We start from the raw sequence: 18,455 nt of genomic DNA, 5'->3' as shown, positions 1-18,455 counted from the left end.
GCCGAAGAGGGTGCGGAAGAACGCGTGTTGCCCGACACAGCTGCCCGTGCCTCCCCATAGGTGTGGAACGGCTCAGCGGAGCCGCGACCGCTCGCATAGTAAGGTAAGGATTGCCTAACTCAACAGGGTCGATGTGATTTCAGCGGTCCACATCACAGCGGCTGAGGTTATGCTCACCTAACCTGCCCTCAGAAGTCCTCGGGGGCCCGCCGGAAGACGGTATGGAGACCGGAAAGTGGCTTCAGACAGCAGGCTTCGCACGACGGTGCTGGTGTCACTGATCGTCGCGCTCCTGGTCCTTCTGTCCCTTCTCTCCGTGGCACTGGGCGCGTTGAACGTCCCGCTCGGCCAGGTGGTGCGCTCGGTCCTCGGCCATCCGCCCAGCCGGCTCGTGGACAACGTGATCTGGTCGGTGCGCATCCCGCGCACCCTGCTGGGACTCGCGACCGGCGCGGCGCTCGGCATGTCCGGCGCGCTGATGCAGGCCCTGACCCGCAACCCGCTGGCGGACCCGGGGATCCTCGGGGTCAGCGCCGGTGCCTCCTTCGCGATCGTCGTCTCGGTCGCGGTGTTCGGGGTCGGATCGCTGTACGGCTACGTGTGGTTCGCGTTCGCCGGGGCGCTCGCCGCCAGCGTCCTGGTCTTCCTGCTCGGCCGGTCCGGCGCGACCCCGGTGAAGCTGGCGCTCGCCGGAGTGGCCGTCACCTCGCTGCTGTCCTCGCTCACCAGCGCCGTGGTCCTGACCGACCAGGACGCGCTGGACCGGTACCGCTTCTGGTCCGCCGGCACCCTGGCCGACCAGGACTCCGGCGACCTGCTGCGCATCCTGCCGTTCCTCGCGGTGGGCGCCGTCCTCGCGCTGTCCTGCGCTCCGGCCCTCAACAGCATGGCCCTCGGCGACGACGTGGCCGCCTCGCTGGGACGGCGGCTCGGCCTGGTGCGGCTCCAGGGGGTGACCGCGGTCGTCCTGCTGACCGGTGCCTCGGTCTCCGTGATCGGGCCGGTGGTCTTCCTCGGCCTGGTCGTCCCGCACATCGCGCGGGTGCTGGCCCAGGCGGCCGGCATCGGCCCCGACCACCGCTGGCTGCTGCCGATCTCGGCGGCGCTGGCTCCCGTACTGCTGCTGACCGCCGACATCGCCGGCCGGCTCGTGGCCAGGCCCACCGAGATCCAGGCCGGCGTGCTGGTCGCGTTCCTCGGCGGCCCGTTCTTCATCGCCCTGGTCCGCCGCCGCAAGCTCGCGGAGGTGTGACCGTGACCGCTCCCCCGACCGTCCGTTCCGGTGCCCGGACCCGGCCCGCGCTGCGCGACCGTACCTTCCGGCTGGCCGCGCCGCCCGTCTCCGGGACGTTCCGGCCGCGCCTGGTGCTGACCGGCGTGCTCGTCGCCCTCGGCGCGTTCGCGCTGTTCTGCTGGGGACTCGCCCTCGGCGACTACCCGGTGAGCCTGCCCGACGTCGTCAAGGCCCTGTTCGGCGCGGGCGATCCCGGCACCCTCACCGTCGTACGGGACCTGCGGCTGCCGCGCGCCCTCGCCGGGCTCCTGGTCGGCGTCGCCTTCGGGGTCTCCGGGGCCGTGTTCCAGACGATGACCCGCAACGCGCTGGCCAGCCCCGACATGATCGGGCTGACCGAGGGCGCCGGGACCGCCGTGGTGGCGGCCGTGGTCCTCGGCTGGACCGGCGGCCTCGGACTGTCCACGCTCGGACTGCTCGGCGCCCTCGCGACCGCGCTGCTCGTGTACGCGCTGGCCTGGAAGGGCGGCACCACCGGCTACCGCATCATCCTCGTCGGCATCGGCGTGTCCTGGATCTGCACCAGCGCCACCGACTTCCTGGTGGCGCGCGGCAACCGGTTCCAGGCCGAGGAGGCCCTCGGCTGGCTGGTCGGCAACCTCAACGGCCGCACCTGGGACCAGGTGGACGCGCTGGCCGTCGCGCTGGCCGTGCTGCTGCCGGTGACCCTGGGCATGGGCCGCTGGATGCGCACGCTCCAGCTCGGCGACGACGTGGCGGCGGGACTCGGCACGCCCGTCCAGCCGGTCCGGCTGGCGCTGCTGCTCACCGGGGTCGGCCTGATCGCCTTCGGCACGGCCGCGGCCGGCCCGGTGGCGTTCGTGGCCCTGGCCAGTCCGCAGATCGCCCTGCGGCTCGCCGGCACCGCGTCGCCGCCCCCGCTCGTCTCCGGCCTCACCGGCGCGTTCGTCGTCCTCGGCTCCGACCTCCTCGCACGCGAGGCGATCCCCGGGACGGAACTGCCGGTCGGGGTCGTCACCGGCGCCCTGGGCGCGCCGGTCCTGCTGTGGCTGCTCATCCGCGCGAACCGCGCGGGCTCTGGAGGCTGATCCCATGTCGACCACCGACTCGCGCACCCCCGGCTCATCCGAAGCGCCCGCATCCGGACCCGAGTTGCGTGCCGCGGGCCTTCATCTGGCCTACGACGGACGCACCGTCGTGGAGGACCTGGACCTCACCGTCCCGACCGGGCGGATCACGGCCATCGTCGGCGCCAACGCGTGCGGCAAGTCGACCCTGCTGCGGGCGCTCGCGCGGCTGCTCGCCCCGCGCCGGGGCGTGGTCGAGCTGGACGGCGCCGCGCTGCGCTCGATACCGACCCGTGAACTCGCCCGCACCCTGGGCATCCTGCCGCAGACGCCGGTGGCGCCGGAGGGGCTGACCGTCACCGACCTGGTCGGGCGCGGCCGTTCCCCGCACCAGACCTGGTGGCGGCAGTGGTCGGCGGCGGACGAGGAGGCCGTGCGGGCGGCGCTGGCCGCGACCGAACTCACCGACCTCGCCGACCGGCCGGTGGACGAGCTGTCCGGGGGGCAGCGGCAGCGCGCGTGGATCGCGATGGCGGTCGCCCAGGGCACCCCGGTCCTGCTGCTGGACGAGCCGACGACCTATCTCGACCTCGCGCACCAGATCGACGTGCTGGACCTGATCACCGACCTCAACCGGCGCGAGGGCCGCACGGTGGTGATGGTCCTGCACGACCTCAACCAGGCCTGCCGGTACGCCGATCACGTCATCGCCATGAAGGCGGGCCGGATCGTCGCCGAGGGCCCGCCGGCCGAGGTGGTCACCGAGGCCGTCGTCGAGGACGTCTTCGCGCTGCGCTGCCGGATCACGCCCGACCCGGTCAGCGGCACGCCGATGGTCATCCCGCTCGGCCGCCACCACCACGACGACCACGCCCCCGCCCCGCGGAAGGCGGTCCCGGCCACGGTCGACTGAGCCGCACGCGCGGGCACCGGCGACACGGGGCCCGCGACGGCCGCGGTGCCACCGGTCCGGCCCCGGAGCCCGTCCGAGGGCTGCCGGGGCCGGTTCCGCCGTCAGGGACGGGACGTCAAGTAGCCGCCCATGGTGCGGAAGTAGTCCGCCGCCGCGTGCTCGGCGCCGTCGTCGGTCCGTACCCGGCGGACCAGCAGGCCCCGGTCGCGGCCCGTGTGGGCCTCGGGACCCGCCACCACGACCACTCCGTCGCCCTCGCGGATGAAGATCCGGCCCGGCGTGCCGCCGTACCGCCCCTCGGAGACGGCCGCGGAGACGATCCTCAGCCGCTCGCCGCGGTGGAAGGCGTACGCGTTGGGGTACGGGTCCGACTGGGCCCGCACGAGGCGCTCCAGGCGCTCCGCGGGCCACGTCCAGTCGATGCGGCTGTCCTCCAGGGACCGCTTGTGGAAGAAGCTGGCACGGCCGCGGTCCTGCGGGATCCACTGGCCGGCGTCCCGCCCGGAGGCGATCAGGTCGAGCGACTCGCGGACGATGGGCGCGATGAGGCCGACGGTGCGGTGGAACAGGTCGGTGGCCGTGTCGGCGGGCCCGACCGGCACCGAGCGCTGCACGAGGACGTCCCCGGCGTCGAGTTCGGCGTTCATGCGGTGCGCGGTGACGCCGACCCGCTCCTCGCCGTTGAGCAGCGCCCAGATGATCGGCGAGAACCCGGCGTAGGCGGGCAGCAGCGAGTCGTGGACGTTCAGGGTGCCGTGCGGGGGCAGGTCGAAGAGTTCGGGCGGCAGCCAGGTGCGCCAGTTGTTGGCGACGATGATGTCGGGGCGCGAGTCCCTTACGGCGGCGAGGAGTTCGGCGTCGTCGGGCCGGTTGCGCAGCAGCACCGGCACGCCGTGCTTCTCGGCCAGTTCGGCGACGTTGTCGTCCCAGATCTTCTCGTAGGCGTGCTCGCTCTTCGGGTGCGTGACGACGAGGACGACCTCGTGGTCGGAGTCCAGCAACGCCTGCAGCGTCCGGTGACCCCACGTCTGGTAGCCGAGCATGACGACCCGCATGACGGTCCTTCCCTTCCAAGACTCCATTGCTAGGTAAGCCTTACCTTATCTAGCATGGGCAGGCCTGAGGGAGGCGATGCCAAGGTGAAATCACCGATCAGTGGTCCCGACGTCGTGCACGACATCGTCGGGATCGGTTTCGGCCCGTCAAATCTCGCTCTGTCCATAGCGGTTGAGGAACACAACGCGGGTCTCGCGGCAGACCGTCGCATCGACGCCCTGTTCCTGGAACGCCAGCCGCGGTTCGGCTGGCACCGGGGCATGCTGATCGACGACGCCACGATGCAGGTCTCCTTCCTCAAGGACCTCGTCACGCTGCGCAACCCGACCAGCGACTACAGCTTCCTGTGCTTCCTGCGCGAACGCGGCAGACTGATCGACTTCCTGAACCAGAAGACGCTCTTCCCGCTGCGGATGGAGTTCCACGAGTACTTCGAGTGGGCGGCCGCCCGGGTCGCGCACCTGGTGGCCTACGACAGCGAGGTGGTCGCGGTCGACCCGGTGCGCGGCGAGGACGGCCGGGTGGCGTACTTCGACGTCGTCCGCCGCGACCCGGAGCGCCCCGGCGCGACCGTGACCCACCGGGCCCGCAACATCAGTGTGGCGATGGGCCTCGAACCGCACGTGCCGCCCGGCCTTGAGCTGGCCGAACGCATCTGGCACAACAGCGAGTTGATTCCCCGCGCCGGGCAACTGGCGGACACCGGCGCCCCGGTGCGCCGGGCGATCGTGCTGGGTGCGGGGCAGAGCGCGGCCGAGACGGTGGACTACCTCCACCGCACGTTCCCGGACGCGGAGGTGTGCTCGGTCTTCGCCAAGTACGGCTACACCCCGGCCGACGACAGCCCGTTCGCCAACCGGATCTTCGATCCGGAGGCGGTCGACGTCTACTTCTCGTCGCCCTCCGAGGTCAAGCAGTCCCTGCTCGACTACCACCGCTCCACGAACTACTCGGTGGTCGACATGGAGTTGATCGAGTCGCTGTACGCCACCACGTACCGGGAGAAGGTGGCGGGCCGGGAGCGGCTGCGCTTCCTCAACGTCTCGCGGGTGCGCGGCGTCACGCCCGCGGACGGCGGCGGTCTGGAGGTCGCCGTCGAGTTCCTGCCCACCGGCGAGCGGCAGGTGCTGCCCGCCGACGTCCTGGTGCTGGCCACCGGCTACCGGCCCCGGGACCTGACGGCGCTTCTCGGCGACGCGGCCAAGCTGTGCCTGAAGGACGACGGGGACGCGATCCGGGTGGGCCGGGACCACCGCGTCGAGACGGCGCCGGAGGTCACCGCGGGCATCTACCTCCAGGGCGGGACCGAGCACACCCACGGGCTCAGCAGCACGCTGCTGTCGACCGTGGCGGTCCGCGCGGAGGAGATCCACCGGTCCGTGCTGGGCGACCGGCTGACGGCGGTCTGACCCGCCCCGTACTCCCGTGGCCCGGACGGTACGGTCCCGTCCGGGCCACGGGGCGTCCCGCGCCGCCGGCACGGCGCGGGGTCAGTACGGCCCGTGGGTCCAGCGGCCGTCGGTCAGGGTGGCGTGCACGGGCATCACCCGCAGGGTGTCCGGGTCCGCCGTCAGCGGGTCCGCGTCCACGACGACCAGGTCGGCCGGGTCCCCGACCCGGATCAGGCGGCGGCCGCGGGCGGCGGCGGCCAGCGCGGCCGGCACCGGCAGGCGCTGTTCCGGGTGCCAGGCGGGGCGGCCGTCGTCGGTGCGGCTGACGGCGGACGCGACGGCGAGCCAGGGGTCCAGCGGCGAGACGGGCGCGTCCGAGCCGAACTCCAGGCGCGCTCCAGCGGCCAGCAGGTCGGCGTAGGCGAAGGCGCGCGCGGTGCGGCCCGCCCAGTGCCGGTCCGCCACGTCACGGTCGTCCGTGGCGTGCCGGGGCTGCACGCCGGCGACGACGTCCAGCTCCGCGAAGCGCGGCAGGTCCTCGGGGCTGAGCAACTGGGCGTGTTCGATCCGGCCGCGGCAGCGGACGGCCTCGAAGGCGTCCAGGGCCACGGTGTTGGCACGGTCGCCGATGGCGTGCACCGCGGGTTCGACGCCGTGGGCGGCGGCCCGCCGCATCAGCCGCACCAGTTCGCCGGGCGGCGTCTGCTCGATGCCGTACGCCTCGCCGGTGTCCTCGAGGCCGGGATAGGGGTCGCGGCACAGCGCGGTGCGGGTGTTGAGCGAGCCGTCCGTGAAGAGCTTGAGCGGGCCGACCCGCACCAGCTCTCCGTGCGGGCCGATCCGGGACCCCGTGCGCAGGCCGCGCTCCAGCGCCGCGTCCAGGTGGGCGGGGTAGACGGCCGCGGCCACCCGGACGGCCGGCGGGCGGTCCGCCGAGCGCCGCTCCCAGGCGCCCACGGTGTCGCCGAACTGGAAGTCGATGACGCCGGTGACCCCGCGGGCGGCGGCGGCCCGACAGGCGTCCGCGACCCAGCCGTCCACCACCTCGTCCGGAGCCTCGGGCAGGGCGGAGAGGATCACGTGTGCCTCGTGCTCCCGGACCAGCCCGGTCGGATGGTCGCCGCGGCCCGCCAGGGCGAGGCAGGCGGAGTTCAGCCAGACGGCGTGCAGGTCGGCGCTGACCAGAGCGACCGGACGGTCCGGCAGGGCCGCGTCGAGCAGGTCCTTGTGCGGGGCGTCGCTCCACAGCCCGTCCCTGAAGCCGTATCCGAACAGCACCGGTCCTGCGGGGGCCGTCCGGCCGTGCTCGCGCACCCGGTCCGCCACCTCCCGCGCGGAGGAGGTGCCGGACAGGTCGAGCCTGCGACGCGCCCCGGCCCACTCGGCGAGGTGGACGTGGGCGTCCCACAGTCCGGGCAGCAGGACCCGCCCGTCCAGGTCGAGGACCCGGTCCCCGGCGGCGAGGCCCGCCGCCGCCGGATCCTCGCGCTCGGCGACGACGTGGGTGACCGTGCCGTCCGCCACCCGCACGCGCGCGAGCGGTCCGCCGGACCCGAGCCGCACCCGGGCCAGCGTCGTCGGCGTCCCCCGGGGCGGCGCCTTCGCCATCCGGTCGCGCGATGTGCCTGCGAACTCCGTCATCGAGCCTCCCCTGGCGGGACAACCGGCAAGTCGTGAAAAGAACTTAGGCTGACCTTACCTGCTTGATCGCGTCCGGTCCCCGTCCAATGTCGTGGCCGATCGGGGTCCCGGCCGCGGCCGACAGGCAACCGACAGCGCTCTTTCACCGGGGGCTCATGTCCGGGTGGTCACTATCGGATGCCGTCTGAACAGGTGCGGCCCGACGGCCGTACCCCTGGACGGATCAACGAGAAGCTCCGCTGAAGGGAACCCCTCACATGACCGGCGCATCGTTCAACCCCTCGGCCGAACCGGCCCGCCGTACGATCATGGCGGCGGCCGGAGCGGCGGGGCTCGCCGCCGCGCTGACCGCCTGCGGGTCGTCCGACGACTCGTCGGGCTCGGCCACGGACAACTCCGGCGCGGGCTCCACCACCCAGGACAGCAACGGCTCCGGCGGCAACTCCTCGGCGGGCGGCGGCGGTTCGGCGCTCGCCAAGACCACGGACATCCCCGAGGGCGGCGGCACGATCTACAAGGACCAGTCCGTGGTCGTCACCCAGCCGACGTCGGGCACCTACAAGGCGTTCTCGACGAAGTGCCCGCACGCGGGCTGCGCGGTGTCGAGCATCGCCGACGGCGCGATCGTCTGCCCCTGCCACGGGAGCCAGTTCGCCATCGCGGACGGCAGCGTGAAGAAGGGTCCGGCGACGACGGGTCTGACGGCCGCGAACATCACCGTGTCCGGTGACCAGATCACGCTGGCCTGACCCGCGGTTCAGGGGCGTCGGCGCGGGTTCTTGAGGCAGCCGAGCACCTCGTCGGTGGTCGCGACCGTGGCGACCAGCGCGAGGGTGTTGCGGACCATCGCGGGGGTGTACTCGGAGGGCACTCCCGCGATGGCGTCGGCCGGGACGACGGCCGTGTAGCCCCGGTTCACCGCGTCGAACACGGCATTGGGGACGGCCACGTTGGCCGAGACCCCGGTGACGATCAGGGTGCGGCAGCCGAGGTTGCGCAGCAGCGGATCGACGTCGGTCCCCTGGATCGGCGACAGGCCGTGCAGCCGCCTCACCAGCAGGTCCTCCTCCGAGACCTCGATGGGGGGCGCGACGCGGACCGCCTGGGTGCCGGACAGCTGCTGGACGGGCAGCCGCTCGGCGGCCCGGAACAGACGGGCGTTGCGGTTCGCGCCGCGGCCGTCGGGACGGCGTTCGGCGAGCGCGTGGATCACCTGGACGCCGGTGTCGTGGGCGGCGGCGACCAGCCGGGCGATGTTGGCCAGGGCGCCGGACGCCCGTGCCTCGTGGGCGAGTTCGGGCAGCGCGCTCCGCGGGCCGACCACGCCCTGCTGGCACTCCACGGTGAGCAGGACGGTGCTCACGGGATCGATGAGCTCCGCGAGCCGTTCGTACGACGGCATGTGACGCCCCCTTCCGCCTTGGTGCGGGGCGGGCGAGACTAACCAGCATCGCGCGGGAACGGAAGAAGAGGGGGCCGCATGACCGTGACTCAGCGCCGGGGCCGGAAGATCATGATGACGCCCGGTGAGCTCGACGAGTTCCTCACCGCACAGCGCACCTGCCGGGTGGCGACCGTGTCGGCGTCCGGCGACCCGCACGTGAGCGCCCTGTGGTTCGCCTGGGACGGCACGTCCCTGTGGCTGTACTCGGTGGTGCGCAGCCAGCGCTGGACGGACCTGAGCCGCGACCCGCGGGTGGCGGTCGTGGTCGACTCCGGTGAGGAGTACGACCAGTTGCGCGGCGTGGAGCTGAGAGGGACCGTCGAGTTCGTGGGCGAGGTGCCGCGCACCGGTGAGCTGGTGGCCGAACTCGACTACGTCGAGACCCTGTTCGCCCGCAAGAACTTCGGCCTGGACGAGATGCCGCACGACGGCCGGCACGCCTGGGCCCGGCTGACCCCGACGAAGATCGCCTCCTGGGACTTCCGCAAACTGGGAGGCTGAGGCGCCGCGCGCCCGACGACGACCGCCGTACCGGACGGCCGGGCGGTGGCCGGGCCGTGCGGCACGGCCGTCGCGTCCGCCCGCGCGCCCAGCCCGCCGGGCCCGCCGGCTCCGGACACCGGCCGGCACGCCGCTCCGCACGATCAGGAGATGGCCTCGGCGGCGCTCCGCAGGGCCTGGACGGCGGCCCGGATCGAGGGGCGGCGGTCGGCGTCGGCCCGCCAGACGACGTACACATGGCGGCGCACCCGCTGCTTCAGCGGCACCGTCACGATCCCCTCCGGCACCGGGTGGCGGCCGAGCAGCGGCGCGATGCAGACCCCCAGTCCCGCCGCCACCAGGTTGAGCTGGGTGTGGGTCTCGGCGGCCCGGTGGCCGATGATCGGTTCGACGCCGCGGGAGCGCAGCGTGAACATCAGCCACTCGTGGCAGAACTCGCCCTCGCCCCAGGTGATCCACTCGTCGTCGGCGAACTCCCCGAGGTCCACCTCGTCCCGTCCGGCCAGCCGGTGCCCGGCCGGCAGGGCGACCTCGGCCGGGTCGTCCAGCAGCGGGGCCTTGACCAGGCCGTCGGGCAGCGGCATCGGCTTGTTGTACCAGTCCAGGACGACGGCGAGGTCGAGGTCGCCGCGCACCACCCCGGCGACGCCGTTCTCCGGTTCGAGTTCGCCGGAGCGCACGCGCAGCGCCGGGTGCCGGGCGCGCAGCGCGGCGAGCGCGGCCGGGAACAGGCCGCGGGCGGCCGTCGGGAACGCCGCCACCCTCAGCTCGCCGACGACCTGTCCGCGGTGCGCCTCCAGGTCGGACTGGGCCAGTTCCACCTGGGAGAGGATCCGGGAGGCGTGCTCGGCGAGCAGCCGCCCGGCGTCGGTGAGCCGGACCCCCCGCCCGTTCCTGGCCAGGAGCTGCTGGTCCACCTCGCGTTCCAGCTTGCCCATCTGCTGCGACACCGCGGACGTGGTGACGTGCAGGGCCTCGGCGGCCCCGCTCACCGAGCCGTGCCGGGCGAGGGCGTCGAGGGTGCGCAGGCGCTCCAGATTCAACATGTAAGCGATTCTAAGAGGTACCACTCGGGAAATCTCGATTGTGCTACGACGTCACCTCCCGCATGGTGGACGGCATGAGCACCGTCACCCGCACCAGGACCGGCGCGCCGACGCCCGCGTCCGCCCTGCCCCGCCCCCGCCTCGACTGGCGTCTCCGGTTCGCCGTCCTGTCGCTGATCTGGGGCTTCAGCTTCCTGCTGATCAAGGTCGGGACGGACGGCTACGCGCCGTTCCAGGTCACCCTGGGCAGGCTGGTCTTCGGTACGGCGGTGCTGGCGGCGGCGATGGCCGTCAAGCGGGAGCGGCTGCCGCGCGGGGTGCGTACCTGGGGGCATCTGGCGGTCGCCGCGTTCCTGCTCAACGCGCTGCCGTTCTCGCTGTTCGCCTACGCGGAGCTGTCGATCCCGTCCACGCTGGCCGGCATCTGCAACGCGACCTCGCCGCTGTGGGGGATGGCGCTGTCGCTGGTGGCGCTCTCGGAGGACCGGCCGACCCGGATCCGGGTGGCCGGACTCGGTCTGGGGTTCCTGGGGGTGCTGACCGTGCTGGGCGCCTGGCAGGGGTTCCACGGGCTGGACGTCATGGGAACGCTGCCGGCGCTGCTGGCCTCGCTGAGCTATCCGGTCGGGTGGATCTACGTCCGCCGGACGCTGGCGGGCACGGGTCACTCGCATCTGTCGATGACCGGTGCGCAGTTGCTTCTCGCGACGCTTCAACTCGCCGTCGTGACGCCGTTGTTCACCTCGATGCCGGCGCACTTCGCTCTGGTGCCGCTGCTGGCGGTCGCGGCGCTCGGCGCGCTGGGGACCGGGCTGGCGGTGCTGATCCAGTACGGGCTGGTCGCCGAGGTGGGCCCGACCACCGCCCAGATGGTCACGTACTTCATCCCGGTCATCGCCACGGCGGCGGGGGTCGCGGTGCTGGGCGAGTCGCTGCGATGGAGCACACCGGTCGGGGCGGCCGTGGTCCTCGCCGGAGCGGCACTGACGCAGGTCCGGCCCAAGGCACGCGCCTCCTGAACGACCGGTCGCACACGGCACGCGTCTCCTCGACGGCCGGTCGCGCGGGGCCCGTCGAGGCCGGGCGGACACCGGCGGCCGGCCGCTCACGGTCGCATCGGCCGGCCCCTACGCCTGGACGCGGCCCCGTGCCGGGGCGACCGCCGCCGCCACCGCCGCCGCCAGCGCCGGGGCCTCCTCGGGGGTGAGCGTCGAGACCGTGACCCGGATGCCGGGCGGCGAGGCCAGCCGGTACCGCGCCCCCGGTGACACCGCCCAGCCCTCGTGCAGCAGCCGCGACACCGCGCCGGTCTCGTCCGGGACCGGGATCCAGAGGTTCATGCCGCTGCGCCCGTGGGCCTCGATGCCGTGGTCCGCGAGCGCGTCGACGAGCAGCTCGCGGCGGGCCCGGTAGGCGGCGGCCACCTCCGGGCCGCGCACCGCCTCGTCCGTCCACAGCCGGACCACGGCGCGCTGCAGCAGGCGGCTCACCCAGCCCGGTCCGAGCCGCTGCCGGCCGCGTACCCGGTCGACGGTGGTCTCGTCGCCGGTCATGGCGGCCAGCCGCAGGTCCGGGCCGTAGGCCTTCGCGACGGAACGGACGAAGGCCCAGTGCCGGGTGGCGCCCGCCAGCGGGTGCAGGGGCAGGTCGACGATGCCGTGGCCGTGGTCGTCCTCGATCAGCAGGGTGTGCGGGTGGTCGCGGAGCACGGCGCGCAGCGCACGCGCGCGTGCGGCGCTCACCGCGGCTCCGGTGGGGTTGTGCGCGCGGGCGGTGACGATCACCGCGCGCGCCCCGGACTCCAGCGCCGTGCGCAGGCTGTCGGCGCGCGGTCCGTCGTCGTCCACGGCCACCGGCACGGTGCGCAGGCCGAGCGCGGGCACGAGGTCGAGGGTGCGGCCCCATCCGGGGTCCTCGACGGCGACCCCGTCGCCCGGCTTGAGGTGGGCCAGCAGGACCCGCTCGACGGCGTCGAGGGAGCCGGAGGTCACGGTGAACGGACCGTCGGGCACGCCGTCGGCGGTGAGTTCGGCGCGCGAGAACCGTTCCAGCTCCGGTTCGACGGGGTCGGCGCCGTACAGGACCGGGGCGCGGCCGTCCTCGTCGGCGGCCAGCGCCGCGAGGACCGGACCGAGGGCGGGGAGCAGCGCGGGGTCGGGGTTGCCGGAGGACAGGTCGCGCACGCCGGCCGGGACGTCGGCGCCGATCCCGTCCCGGCCGGTGGTGGCCGGTCTGGACCGGACACGGCTGCCGCGCCGGCCGGCCGTCTCGATGACCCCGCGCTCCCGCAGGGTGCGGTAGGCGGCCGCGACCGTATTGGGATTCACACCGAGCCGGGCCGCCAACTCCCTCATGGGCGGCAGCAGTTGACCGGGCTCCAGGTCGCCGGCGCCCACCGCGCGCTCGACGTCGGCGGCAATCTCCGCTGCGCCGCGGCCTTCGATCAGATATTCTCCTAGCACAAAAGAAATTATGCACTAGTGCAATAGGGAGACGCAATGGAGACCGCCGAGCCCGGCGTGCGGGGGACCGTTCCGGCACAGCCCGCCGCCTACGCACCGACCGACCGCACCGTCCCGACCCGCTCCGCGGAGCGGGCGTCGTACGACAAGGAGGTGGTGCACTCGATCCTCGACGAGGCGTACCTGTGCCACCTCGGCTTCGTGCGCGACGGCGCGCCGGTGGTGCTGCCGACGCTGTTCGCCCGGGTGGGCGGGGTGCTGTACCTGCACGGCTCGACGGGCTCGCGTCCGCTGCGGATGACCGGCCAGGCCGACCCGGGGCTCCCCGTGTGCGTGACGGTCACCCATGTCGACGGCCTGGTGCTGGCCCGCTCCGCCTTCCACCACTCGATCAACTACCGCTCGGTCGTGGTGCACGGCGTCGCCCACCAGGTCACCGACCCCGAGGAGAAGAGCCGCGCGCTGGACGCCCTGGTCGACCACGTGGTGCGCGGCCGCTCCGCCGACTCCCGCCCGGCCAACCGCAAGGAGCTGGCCGCGACGGCGGTGATCCGCCTGGACCTGGCCGAGGTCTCGGCCAAGACCCGCACAGGCGGCGTCAACGACGAGCCGGAGGACGTGGACCTGCCGTACTGGGCGGGCGTGGTGCCACTGCGGAAGGGCTACGACACGCCGATCGCCGACGGCGACCTGGCGGCCGGGACGCCGGTTCCGCTGTATCTGAAGAGCCTCTGACCCCGGCCGCGGCGAGGGGGGAGCGCCCCTTCGGGGGCGCCGGGCCGTGCCCTGTGGTGGCTGCCGCCGTGCGGGCGCGGGGGGCCGGACCGCGCCGTCGTCCCGGTCACATCGCGCTGGGTGAGGCGACCCGCTCGGCCACCGCGCCCCCGTCCGTCGTCGGCTCCTTCGCCGGGGCCGACGACTGCGCGATGAGCGCCCCGGCCAGCACCAGCACCCCGCCGCCGACCTGCGGCGCGGACAGGTGCTCGCCGAGCAGCACCCACGCGAGCACGGTGGCGACGACCGCCTCCAGGCAGGCCACCACTCCGGCGACCTGCGGTGACAGCCGCCGCACCGAGACCACGCCGGTGACGTAGGCGAGCACGGTCGCGACCAGCACGATCCACGCGAGGAGCGCGAACGCGGGCACCCGTGTGCCGTTCATCGGCGCGGAGCCGGCCAGCACCGCCCAGTCCATCTCCCACGGCCGGGCCACCGCGGTCAGCAGACCCGTGCCGGCCAGCAGCCCGTACGCGATGACACCGAGCGGGTCCACGCCTTCGCCGCCGCCGTGATCGGAGAGCACGAAGTACCCGACCTGACAGCAGGCCGCCCCCAGCGCCAGGGCCAGCCCGAGCGGGTCGAAGCCGAGCCCCGACCACACCTCCACGACACACGCGAGGCCGCCGGCCGCGAGGACGACGCCGAGCGCGGCGGCCCTCGTGACCGGCCGGCGCTGGACGAACCGGACCCAGCCGAGCACCAGCGCGGGCGCGAGGTACTCCACGAGCAGTGCGACCCCGACGGGGATGCGGGAGATCGCGGCGAAGTAGCAGGCCTGGACGCCCGCGACCGCGAGCAGGCCGAATCCGGCGAGCAGCGCGGGGCGGCGGCGCGGCAGGTCGCGGTGGCGCACGGCCAGCGGCAGCATCACCAGCGCGGCGCCCGCCACCCGCAGCCAGACCACGTGCAGCGGGTCGAGACCGGCCTCGATCAGCGGCTTGGCCGCGACACCGGAGCCGCCGAAGGCGAGCGCCGATCCGAGGGCGAGGCCGAGCCCGAGGCGCTTGCCGTGGTTGCTGTCAGTGAGAGGCACCGGCACAGGATGTCAGGGAACGACATGAGCGTCACCCCCTTTGACCCCTGTCTCACCGGCTGGACGTGCGGTTTTCCGTCCCGGTGTCCCACGCCCCGCCGTCCCCGTCGATCCGCAGGGCCAGGGCGCGGGCGGCCACTCCGGCCCGCTCCAGGACCTCCACGGCACGCGATGCGGGGTCCACGACGAGACCGGCCAGCAGATCGGTGCCGCCGGCACGGCCCGCGGTCCGGCTCCGGGCGCGGCTGCGGGCGTGCTCCAGGGCGGCGGTCGCCACCGGTGACCAGGCCCCGTCCCCGCTTCCCGCGGCGCGCGGGACGGCGGGGAGCGCGCCGGAGTCCTCGACCCCCTCCTGCCAGCGCAGGCCGTAGCCGATGCTGCGCTGCACGAGGTAGCCGAGCAGCTTGGCGAGTTGCGGGGCGTCGCCGATGGCGGCGCGGACCTCGGGGTCGTACTCGATCAGCGAGTGCAGCAGATGGGCGGTGTCGACCTGGCGGTCCCCGTCCCGTACGGCCCGGCGGCGGGCACCGGCGACCACCGCTGCCAGCTCGGCGCCGAGCCCGGCATCGCCGTCCGCGTGGATGCCGCCCTGGTCCTGGACGGGCTGGCGGGGAATACGGGGTTGCACATCCCCTACCTCATCAACCGCAAGCGCTTGAGTCATCACCGAGGGGAACCATCTTCGCGTCCCACGCAGAGTGGACGGCGGCGGCCGGAATCTCCTCCCTACGGATGAGATCAGGCCGAATCCCGCACAACGGCGCGCGTCGCGTTGCCATGCGCCGGTCGCGCAACCGTCGTACACCGGGCGCACGTCTCTCGTCGTCGTGGAGGACTGCTGCGGTTGCTGGCTGGTCGCGCTGCCCGCGGTCGACGGCAGGCGGTACGTCTACCGCGTCTGCGCGCCGGCGGACGCCCTGCTCGCGGACCTGTTCTGGGACGCCTGGCACTGCCACGACGAAAGCGCGTTCCCGCGGGCCTGCGACCTGTTCGACGCGGCGGAGATACGGCGGGTGGAGCCCGGCGCGGACCCGCACACGTTCTGACGGTTCATCAGTATTGAATGTTCGCGGCCCTGCGGCTACGTTCCGCGACACCGTAGCCCGATCCGAAGGGGTGGTCGCATGGCCGAAGTCAGCGCGGAGTCACGCATCCAGGCACCGGCCGAGAAGGTGTGGGCGCAGCTCACCGACTGGCCGGCGTACGGGCAGTGGAACGCGACCCACACGAGCTTCCCGAAGGGCGGCCCGGAGAACCTGGCGGTGGGCGGCACCTTCCAGGAGAACATGAAGCTGATGGGCTTCCCGGCCGAGGTCGAGTGGACCATCGAGGAACTGGAGCCGGCGCGGGTGCTGGCGATCCGCGGCAAGGGCCCGATGGCGGTGACGGTGGCGACCCGCTACACGCTGACCCCGGACGGGGACGCGACCGGGGTGCGGATCGACGGCGAGTTCACCGGCGCGGCCGTGTCGCTGATGGCGGGCAAGCTGAAGGACTCGGCGACCGCGGCGCTGAACGAGTCGCTGCGCAAGCTGGGCGGACTGGTGGCCTGACGCCCGCCCCGGGCACGCGGAAGGGCGCCCCGCGGAATCACTCCGCGGGGCGCCCCGCTCGCCGTGCCCATGAGGGTCAGTCCTCGTCGGCGAGGATGAGGTACAGCTTCTTGCGGGTCTCGTTGATGACGGCCAGCGCCTTCTCGCGCTGTTCCTTGGTGCCGGTCTTCCAGACCTGCCCGAACGCCTCCATCAGGCCGAAGCCGGCCTGCCGGATCTCGCCGAGGGCCTCGAAGTCGACTCCGCGGGAAGCCTCTTCCCAAGGGGCGTCCGGACCTTCGTCGGCCGCCGTGCGGCCGCTGTCGGTGAGGGAGAACAGCTTCTTGCCGCCCTCGCTCTCACTGGCGATCAGCCCCTCGTCCTCCAGCAGCTGGAGGGTGGGGTAGACCGAGCCGGGGCTGGGCTTCCACGCACCCCCGCTGCGCTCGGCGATCTCCTGGATCATCTCGTAACCGTGCATCGGGCGGTCCTTCAGCAGGGCCAGGATCGAGGCCCGCACGTCACCGCGCCGCGCCCTGCCCCTGGGACCTCCGCGCCCGCGCGGACCCCAGTGCCCGGGTCCGAAACCGGGCCCGCCCGGGCCGAAGCCGGGGCCGCCGGGACCGAAGGGCCCGAACGCCGCACGGCGTCCCTGTCGCTGTCCATGTCCATGCTCGTGTCCGTGGGGACGCATGACCATCACTCCATTCCATCGTTGATCTGTCGCGTATCGTTCGCGATGCCTCAACGATATATCGGAACCCTTTCGCTTGACAACCCCCGCCGACAGATTCGCCCCCGGCCCCCACCACCAGGGGCGTTGCATGGTCATGCGTTCTCATGCATACTCTTCCTATGTCCAAGGTCCTCACCTCCCTTCCCGCCGGCGAGCGCGTCGGCATCGCCTTCTCCGGCGGGCTCGACACCTCGGTCGCGGTCGCGTGGATGCGCGACAAGGGCGCCGTCCCGTGCACCTACACCGCCGACATCGGCCAGTACGACGAGCCCGACATCGCCTCGGTGCCCGGCCGCGCGCACACCTACGGTGCGGAGATCGCGCGCCTGGTGGACTGCCGTGCCGCGCTGGTCGAGGAGGGGCTGGCCGCGCTGACCTGCGGTGCGTTCCACATCCGCTCGGGCGGACGGGCGTACTTCAACACCACCCCGCTGGGCCGTGCCGTCACCGGCACGCTGCTGGTGCGGGCCATGCTGGAGGACGACGTCCAGATCTGGGGCGACGGCTCGACCTTCAAGGGCAACGACATCGAGCGGTTCTACCGGTACGGCCTGCTCGCCAACCCGCACCTGCGGATCTACAAGCCCTGGCTGGACGCGGACTTCGTCACCGAGCTCGGCGGCCGCAAGGAGATGTCCGAGTGGCTGCTCGCGCACGGGCTGCCGTACCGGGACAGCACCGAGAAGGCGTACTCCACCGACGCCAACATCTGGGGCGCCACGCACGAGGCGAAGACCCTGGAGCACCTGGACAACGGCATCGAGACCGTCGACCCGATCATGGGCGTGCGGTTCTGGGACCCCGAGGTCGAGATCCTCCCCGAGGACGTGACGATCGGCTTCGACCAGGGTCGGCCGGTGACCGTCAACGGCAAGGAGTTCGAGACCGCCGTCGAACTGGTCATGGAGGCCAACGCGATCGGCGGCCGGCACGGGCTCGGCATGTCGGACCAGATCGAGAACCGGATCATCGAGGCCAAGAGCCGCGGGATCTACGAGGCGCCGGGCATGGCGCTGCTGCACGCCGCCTACGAGCGGCTGGTCAACGCGATCCACAACGAGGACACGGTCGCCCAGTACCACAACGAGGGCCGGCGGCTGGGCCGCCTCATGTACGAGGGCCGGTGGCTGGACCCGCAGGCGCTGATGATCCGCGAGTCGCTGCAGCGGTGGGTCGGCGCGGCCGTCACCGGTGAGGTGACGCTGCGGCTGCGGCGCGGCGAGGACTACTCGATCCTCGACACGACCGGGCCCGCGTTCAGCTACCACCCCGACAAGCTGTCGATGGAGCGCACCGAGGACGCGGCGTTCGGTCCGGTGGACCGGATCGGCCAGCTGACCATGCGCAACCTCGACATCGCGGACTCCCGGGCGAAGCTGGAGCAGTACGCGGGCCTCGGCCTGATCGGGACCGCGAACCCGGCGATCGGTGCGGCGCAGGCCGCGGCGACGGGGCTGATCGGCAGCATGCCGGAGGGCGGGGCCGAGGCGATCGCGTCCCGCGGGGAGGCTGCGGCGGACGCGGACGAGTTGCTGGACCGGGCGGCGATGGAGTTCGGCACGGACTGAGCGTGCGGCGGGGAGTGGGGCCGGCTCGGT

The 18,455-nt window shown here is 73.2% G+C and carries 19 protein-coding genes; 11 read left to right on the top strand and 8 right to left on the bottom strand.

Features of this window, described 5'->3' with window-relative positions; all coding sequences use genetic code 11:
* The first annotated feature begins 265 nt into the window (after positions 1-265).
* Genes ACIQOE_RS19440 through ACIQOE_RS19430 form a run of 3 tightly spaced genes read left to right on the top strand, consistent with a single transcriptional unit; the run spans position 266 to position 3,235 of the window.
* Positions 266-1,252 (top strand): FecCD family ABC transporter permease, encoded by a 987-nt coding sequence (locus tag ACIQOE_RS19440; RefSeq protein WP_401413384.1) that lies wholly within the window; start codon positions 266-268, stop codon positions 1,250-1,252.
* 2 nt (positions 1,253-1,254) lie between these two features.
* Complete coding sequence (locus ACIQOE_RS19435) at positions 1,255-2,343, top strand: iron chelate uptake ABC transporter family permease subunit (RefSeq protein WP_365553547.1); 1,089 nt, start codon at positions 1,255-1,257, stop codon at positions 2,341-2,343.
* A 4-nt stretch (positions 2,344-2,347) separates the two neighbouring features.
* On the top strand, positions 2,348-3,235 hold the full coding sequence (locus ACIQOE_RS19430) for an ABC transporter ATP-binding protein (protein ID WP_365553544.1): 888 nt from the start codon (positions 2,348-2,350) through the stop codon (positions 3,233-3,235).
* Positions 3,236-3,336: 101 nt separating this feature from the next.
* On the opposite strand, the gene ACIQOE_RS19425 is transcribed toward ACIQOE_RS19430, so the two are convergent.
* On the bottom strand, positions 3,337-4,290 hold the full coding sequence (locus tag ACIQOE_RS19425; RefSeq protein WP_351326961.1) for a methionyl-tRNA formyltransferase: 954 nt from the start codon (positions 4,288-4,290) through the stop codon (positions 3,337-3,339).
* 54 nt (positions 4,291-4,344) lie between these two features.
* Here ACIQOE_RS19425 and ACIQOE_RS19420 point away from each other — a divergent pair, with 54 nt between their 5' ends.
* Positions 4,345-5,700, top strand: coding sequence for a lysine N(6)-hydroxylase/L-ornithine N(5)-oxygenase family protein (locus ACIQOE_RS19420; protein ID WP_401412607.1), 1,356 nt, complete (start codon positions 4,345-4,347; stop codon positions 5,698-5,700).
* Positions 5,701-5,781: 81 nt separating this feature from the next.
* Here ACIQOE_RS19420 and ACIQOE_RS19415 read toward each other — a convergent pair whose 3' ends face one another.
* Positions 5,782-7,290 (bottom strand): amidohydrolase, encoded by a 1,509-nt coding sequence (locus ACIQOE_RS19415; protein ID WP_401413382.1) that lies wholly within the window; start codon positions 7,288-7,290, stop codon positions 5,782-5,784.
* Positions 7,291-7,580: 290 nt separating this feature from the next.
* Between ACIQOE_RS19415 and ACIQOE_RS19410 the strand changes: the two genes are divergently transcribed.
* The gene (locus ACIQOE_RS19410; RefSeq protein ID WP_365553537.1) at positions 7,581-8,072 is read left to right on the top strand and encodes a Rieske (2Fe-2S) protein; all 492 of its coding nucleotides are present in this window, start codon (positions 7,581-7,583) and stop codon (positions 8,070-8,072) included.
* An 8-nt stretch (positions 8,073-8,080) separates the two neighbouring features.
* Here ACIQOE_RS19410 and ACIQOE_RS19405 read toward each other — a convergent pair whose 3' ends face one another.
* The gene (locus ACIQOE_RS19405) at positions 8,081-8,725 is read right to left on the bottom strand and encodes a cysteine hydrolase (RefSeq protein ID WP_351326968.1); all 645 of its coding nucleotides are present in this window, start codon (positions 8,723-8,725) and stop codon (positions 8,081-8,083) included.
* Between the two features lie 78 nt (positions 8,726-8,803).
* Between ACIQOE_RS19405 and ACIQOE_RS19400 the strand changes: the two genes are divergently transcribed.
* Positions 8,804-9,268 carry a pyridoxamine 5'-phosphate oxidase family protein gene (locus tag ACIQOE_RS19400; RefSeq protein WP_351326970.1) on the top strand — a complete coding sequence of 155 codons (465 nt, stop codon included), beginning with the start codon at positions 8,804-8,806 and terminating at the stop codon, positions 9,266-9,268.
* Between the two features lie 143 nt (positions 9,269-9,411).
* Here the strand turns inward: ACIQOE_RS19400 and ACIQOE_RS19395 are convergent, their stop codons facing one another.
* Positions 9,412-10,314: a LysR family transcriptional regulator gene (locus tag ACIQOE_RS19395; protein WP_401412603.1), complete on the bottom strand. Its 903-nt coding sequence runs from the start codon at positions 10,312-10,314 to the stop codon at positions 9,412-9,414.
* A 74-nt stretch (positions 10,315-10,388) separates the two neighbouring features.
* Between ACIQOE_RS19395 and ACIQOE_RS19390 the strand changes: the two genes are divergently transcribed.
* Entirely contained in the window at positions 10,389-11,333 is a 945-nt protein-coding gene (locus tag ACIQOE_RS19390) for a DMT family transporter (protein WP_399009618.1), read from the top strand.
* A 108-nt stretch (positions 11,334-11,441) separates the two neighbouring features.
* Here ACIQOE_RS19390 and ACIQOE_RS19385 read toward each other — a convergent pair whose 3' ends face one another.
* A complete protein-coding gene (locus ACIQOE_RS19385; RefSeq protein WP_401412599.1) occupies positions 11,442-12,776 on the bottom strand; it encodes an aminotransferase class I/II-fold pyridoxal phosphate-dependent enzyme in 1,335 nt (444 codons plus the stop codon).
* A 36-nt stretch (positions 12,777-12,812) separates the two neighbouring features.
* Here ACIQOE_RS19385 and ACIQOE_RS19380 point away from each other — a divergent pair, with 36 nt between their 5' ends.
* The gene (locus tag ACIQOE_RS19380) at positions 12,813-13,511 is read left to right on the top strand and encodes a pyridoxamine 5'-phosphate oxidase family protein (protein WP_401412597.1); all 699 of its coding nucleotides are present in this window, start codon (positions 12,813-12,815) and stop codon (positions 13,509-13,511) included.
* Between the two features lie 106 nt (positions 13,512-13,617).
* Here the strand turns inward: ACIQOE_RS19380 and ACIQOE_RS19375 are convergent, their stop codons facing one another.
* Together ACIQOE_RS19375 and ACIQOE_RS19370 are read right to left on the bottom strand one after the other, a co-directional pair.
* Positions 13,618-14,595 carry an EamA family transporter gene (locus ACIQOE_RS19375; RefSeq protein WP_401412595.1) on the bottom strand — a complete coding sequence of 326 codons (978 nt, stop codon included), beginning with the start codon at positions 14,593-14,595 and terminating at the stop codon, positions 13,618-13,620.
* A gap of 46 nt (positions 14,596-14,641) precedes the next feature.
* Positions 14,642-15,217: a Clp protease N-terminal domain-containing protein gene (locus ACIQOE_RS19370; RefSeq protein ID WP_351326980.1), complete on the bottom strand. Its 576-nt coding sequence runs from the start codon at positions 15,215-15,217 to the stop codon at positions 14,642-14,644.
* A 223-nt stretch (positions 15,218-15,440) separates the two neighbouring features.
* Between ACIQOE_RS19370 and ACIQOE_RS19365 the strand changes: the two genes are divergently transcribed.
* Positions 15,441-15,635 (top strand): hypothetical protein, encoded by a 195-nt coding sequence (locus ACIQOE_RS19365; RefSeq protein WP_351327001.1) that lies wholly within the window; start codon positions 15,441-15,443, stop codon positions 15,633-15,635.
* Positions 15,636-15,713: 78 nt separating this feature from the next.
* The gene (locus tag ACIQOE_RS19360; RefSeq protein ID WP_351326981.1) at positions 15,714-16,142 is read left to right on the top strand and encodes an SRPBCC family protein; all 429 of its coding nucleotides are present in this window, start codon (positions 15,714-15,716) and stop codon (positions 16,140-16,142) included.
* A gap of 76 nt (positions 16,143-16,218) precedes the next feature.
* Here the strand turns inward: ACIQOE_RS19360 and ACIQOE_RS19355 are convergent, their stop codons facing one another.
* Positions 16,219-16,815 (bottom strand): PadR family transcriptional regulator, encoded by a 597-nt coding sequence (locus ACIQOE_RS19355; RefSeq protein WP_362649631.1) that lies wholly within the window; start codon positions 16,813-16,815, stop codon positions 16,219-16,221.
* Between the two features lie 161 nt (positions 16,816-16,976).
* On the opposite strand from ACIQOE_RS19355, the gene argG reads away from it, so the two are divergent.
* Positions 16,977-18,425 (top strand): argininosuccinate synthase, encoded by a 1,449-nt coding sequence (argG, locus tag ACIQOE_RS19350; RefSeq protein WP_351326983.1) that lies wholly within the window; start codon positions 16,977-16,979, stop codon positions 18,423-18,425.
* Positions 18,426-18,455 lie beyond the last annotated feature (30 nt).

Source organism: Streptomyces sp. NPDC091282 (assembly GCF_044757385.1).
GTDB classification, from domain to species: domain Bacteria; phylum Actinomycetota; class Actinomycetes; order Streptomycetales; family Streptomycetaceae; genus Streptomyces; species Streptomyces gramineus.
This window is presented reverse-complemented; position numbering and strand designations above follow the sequence as displayed.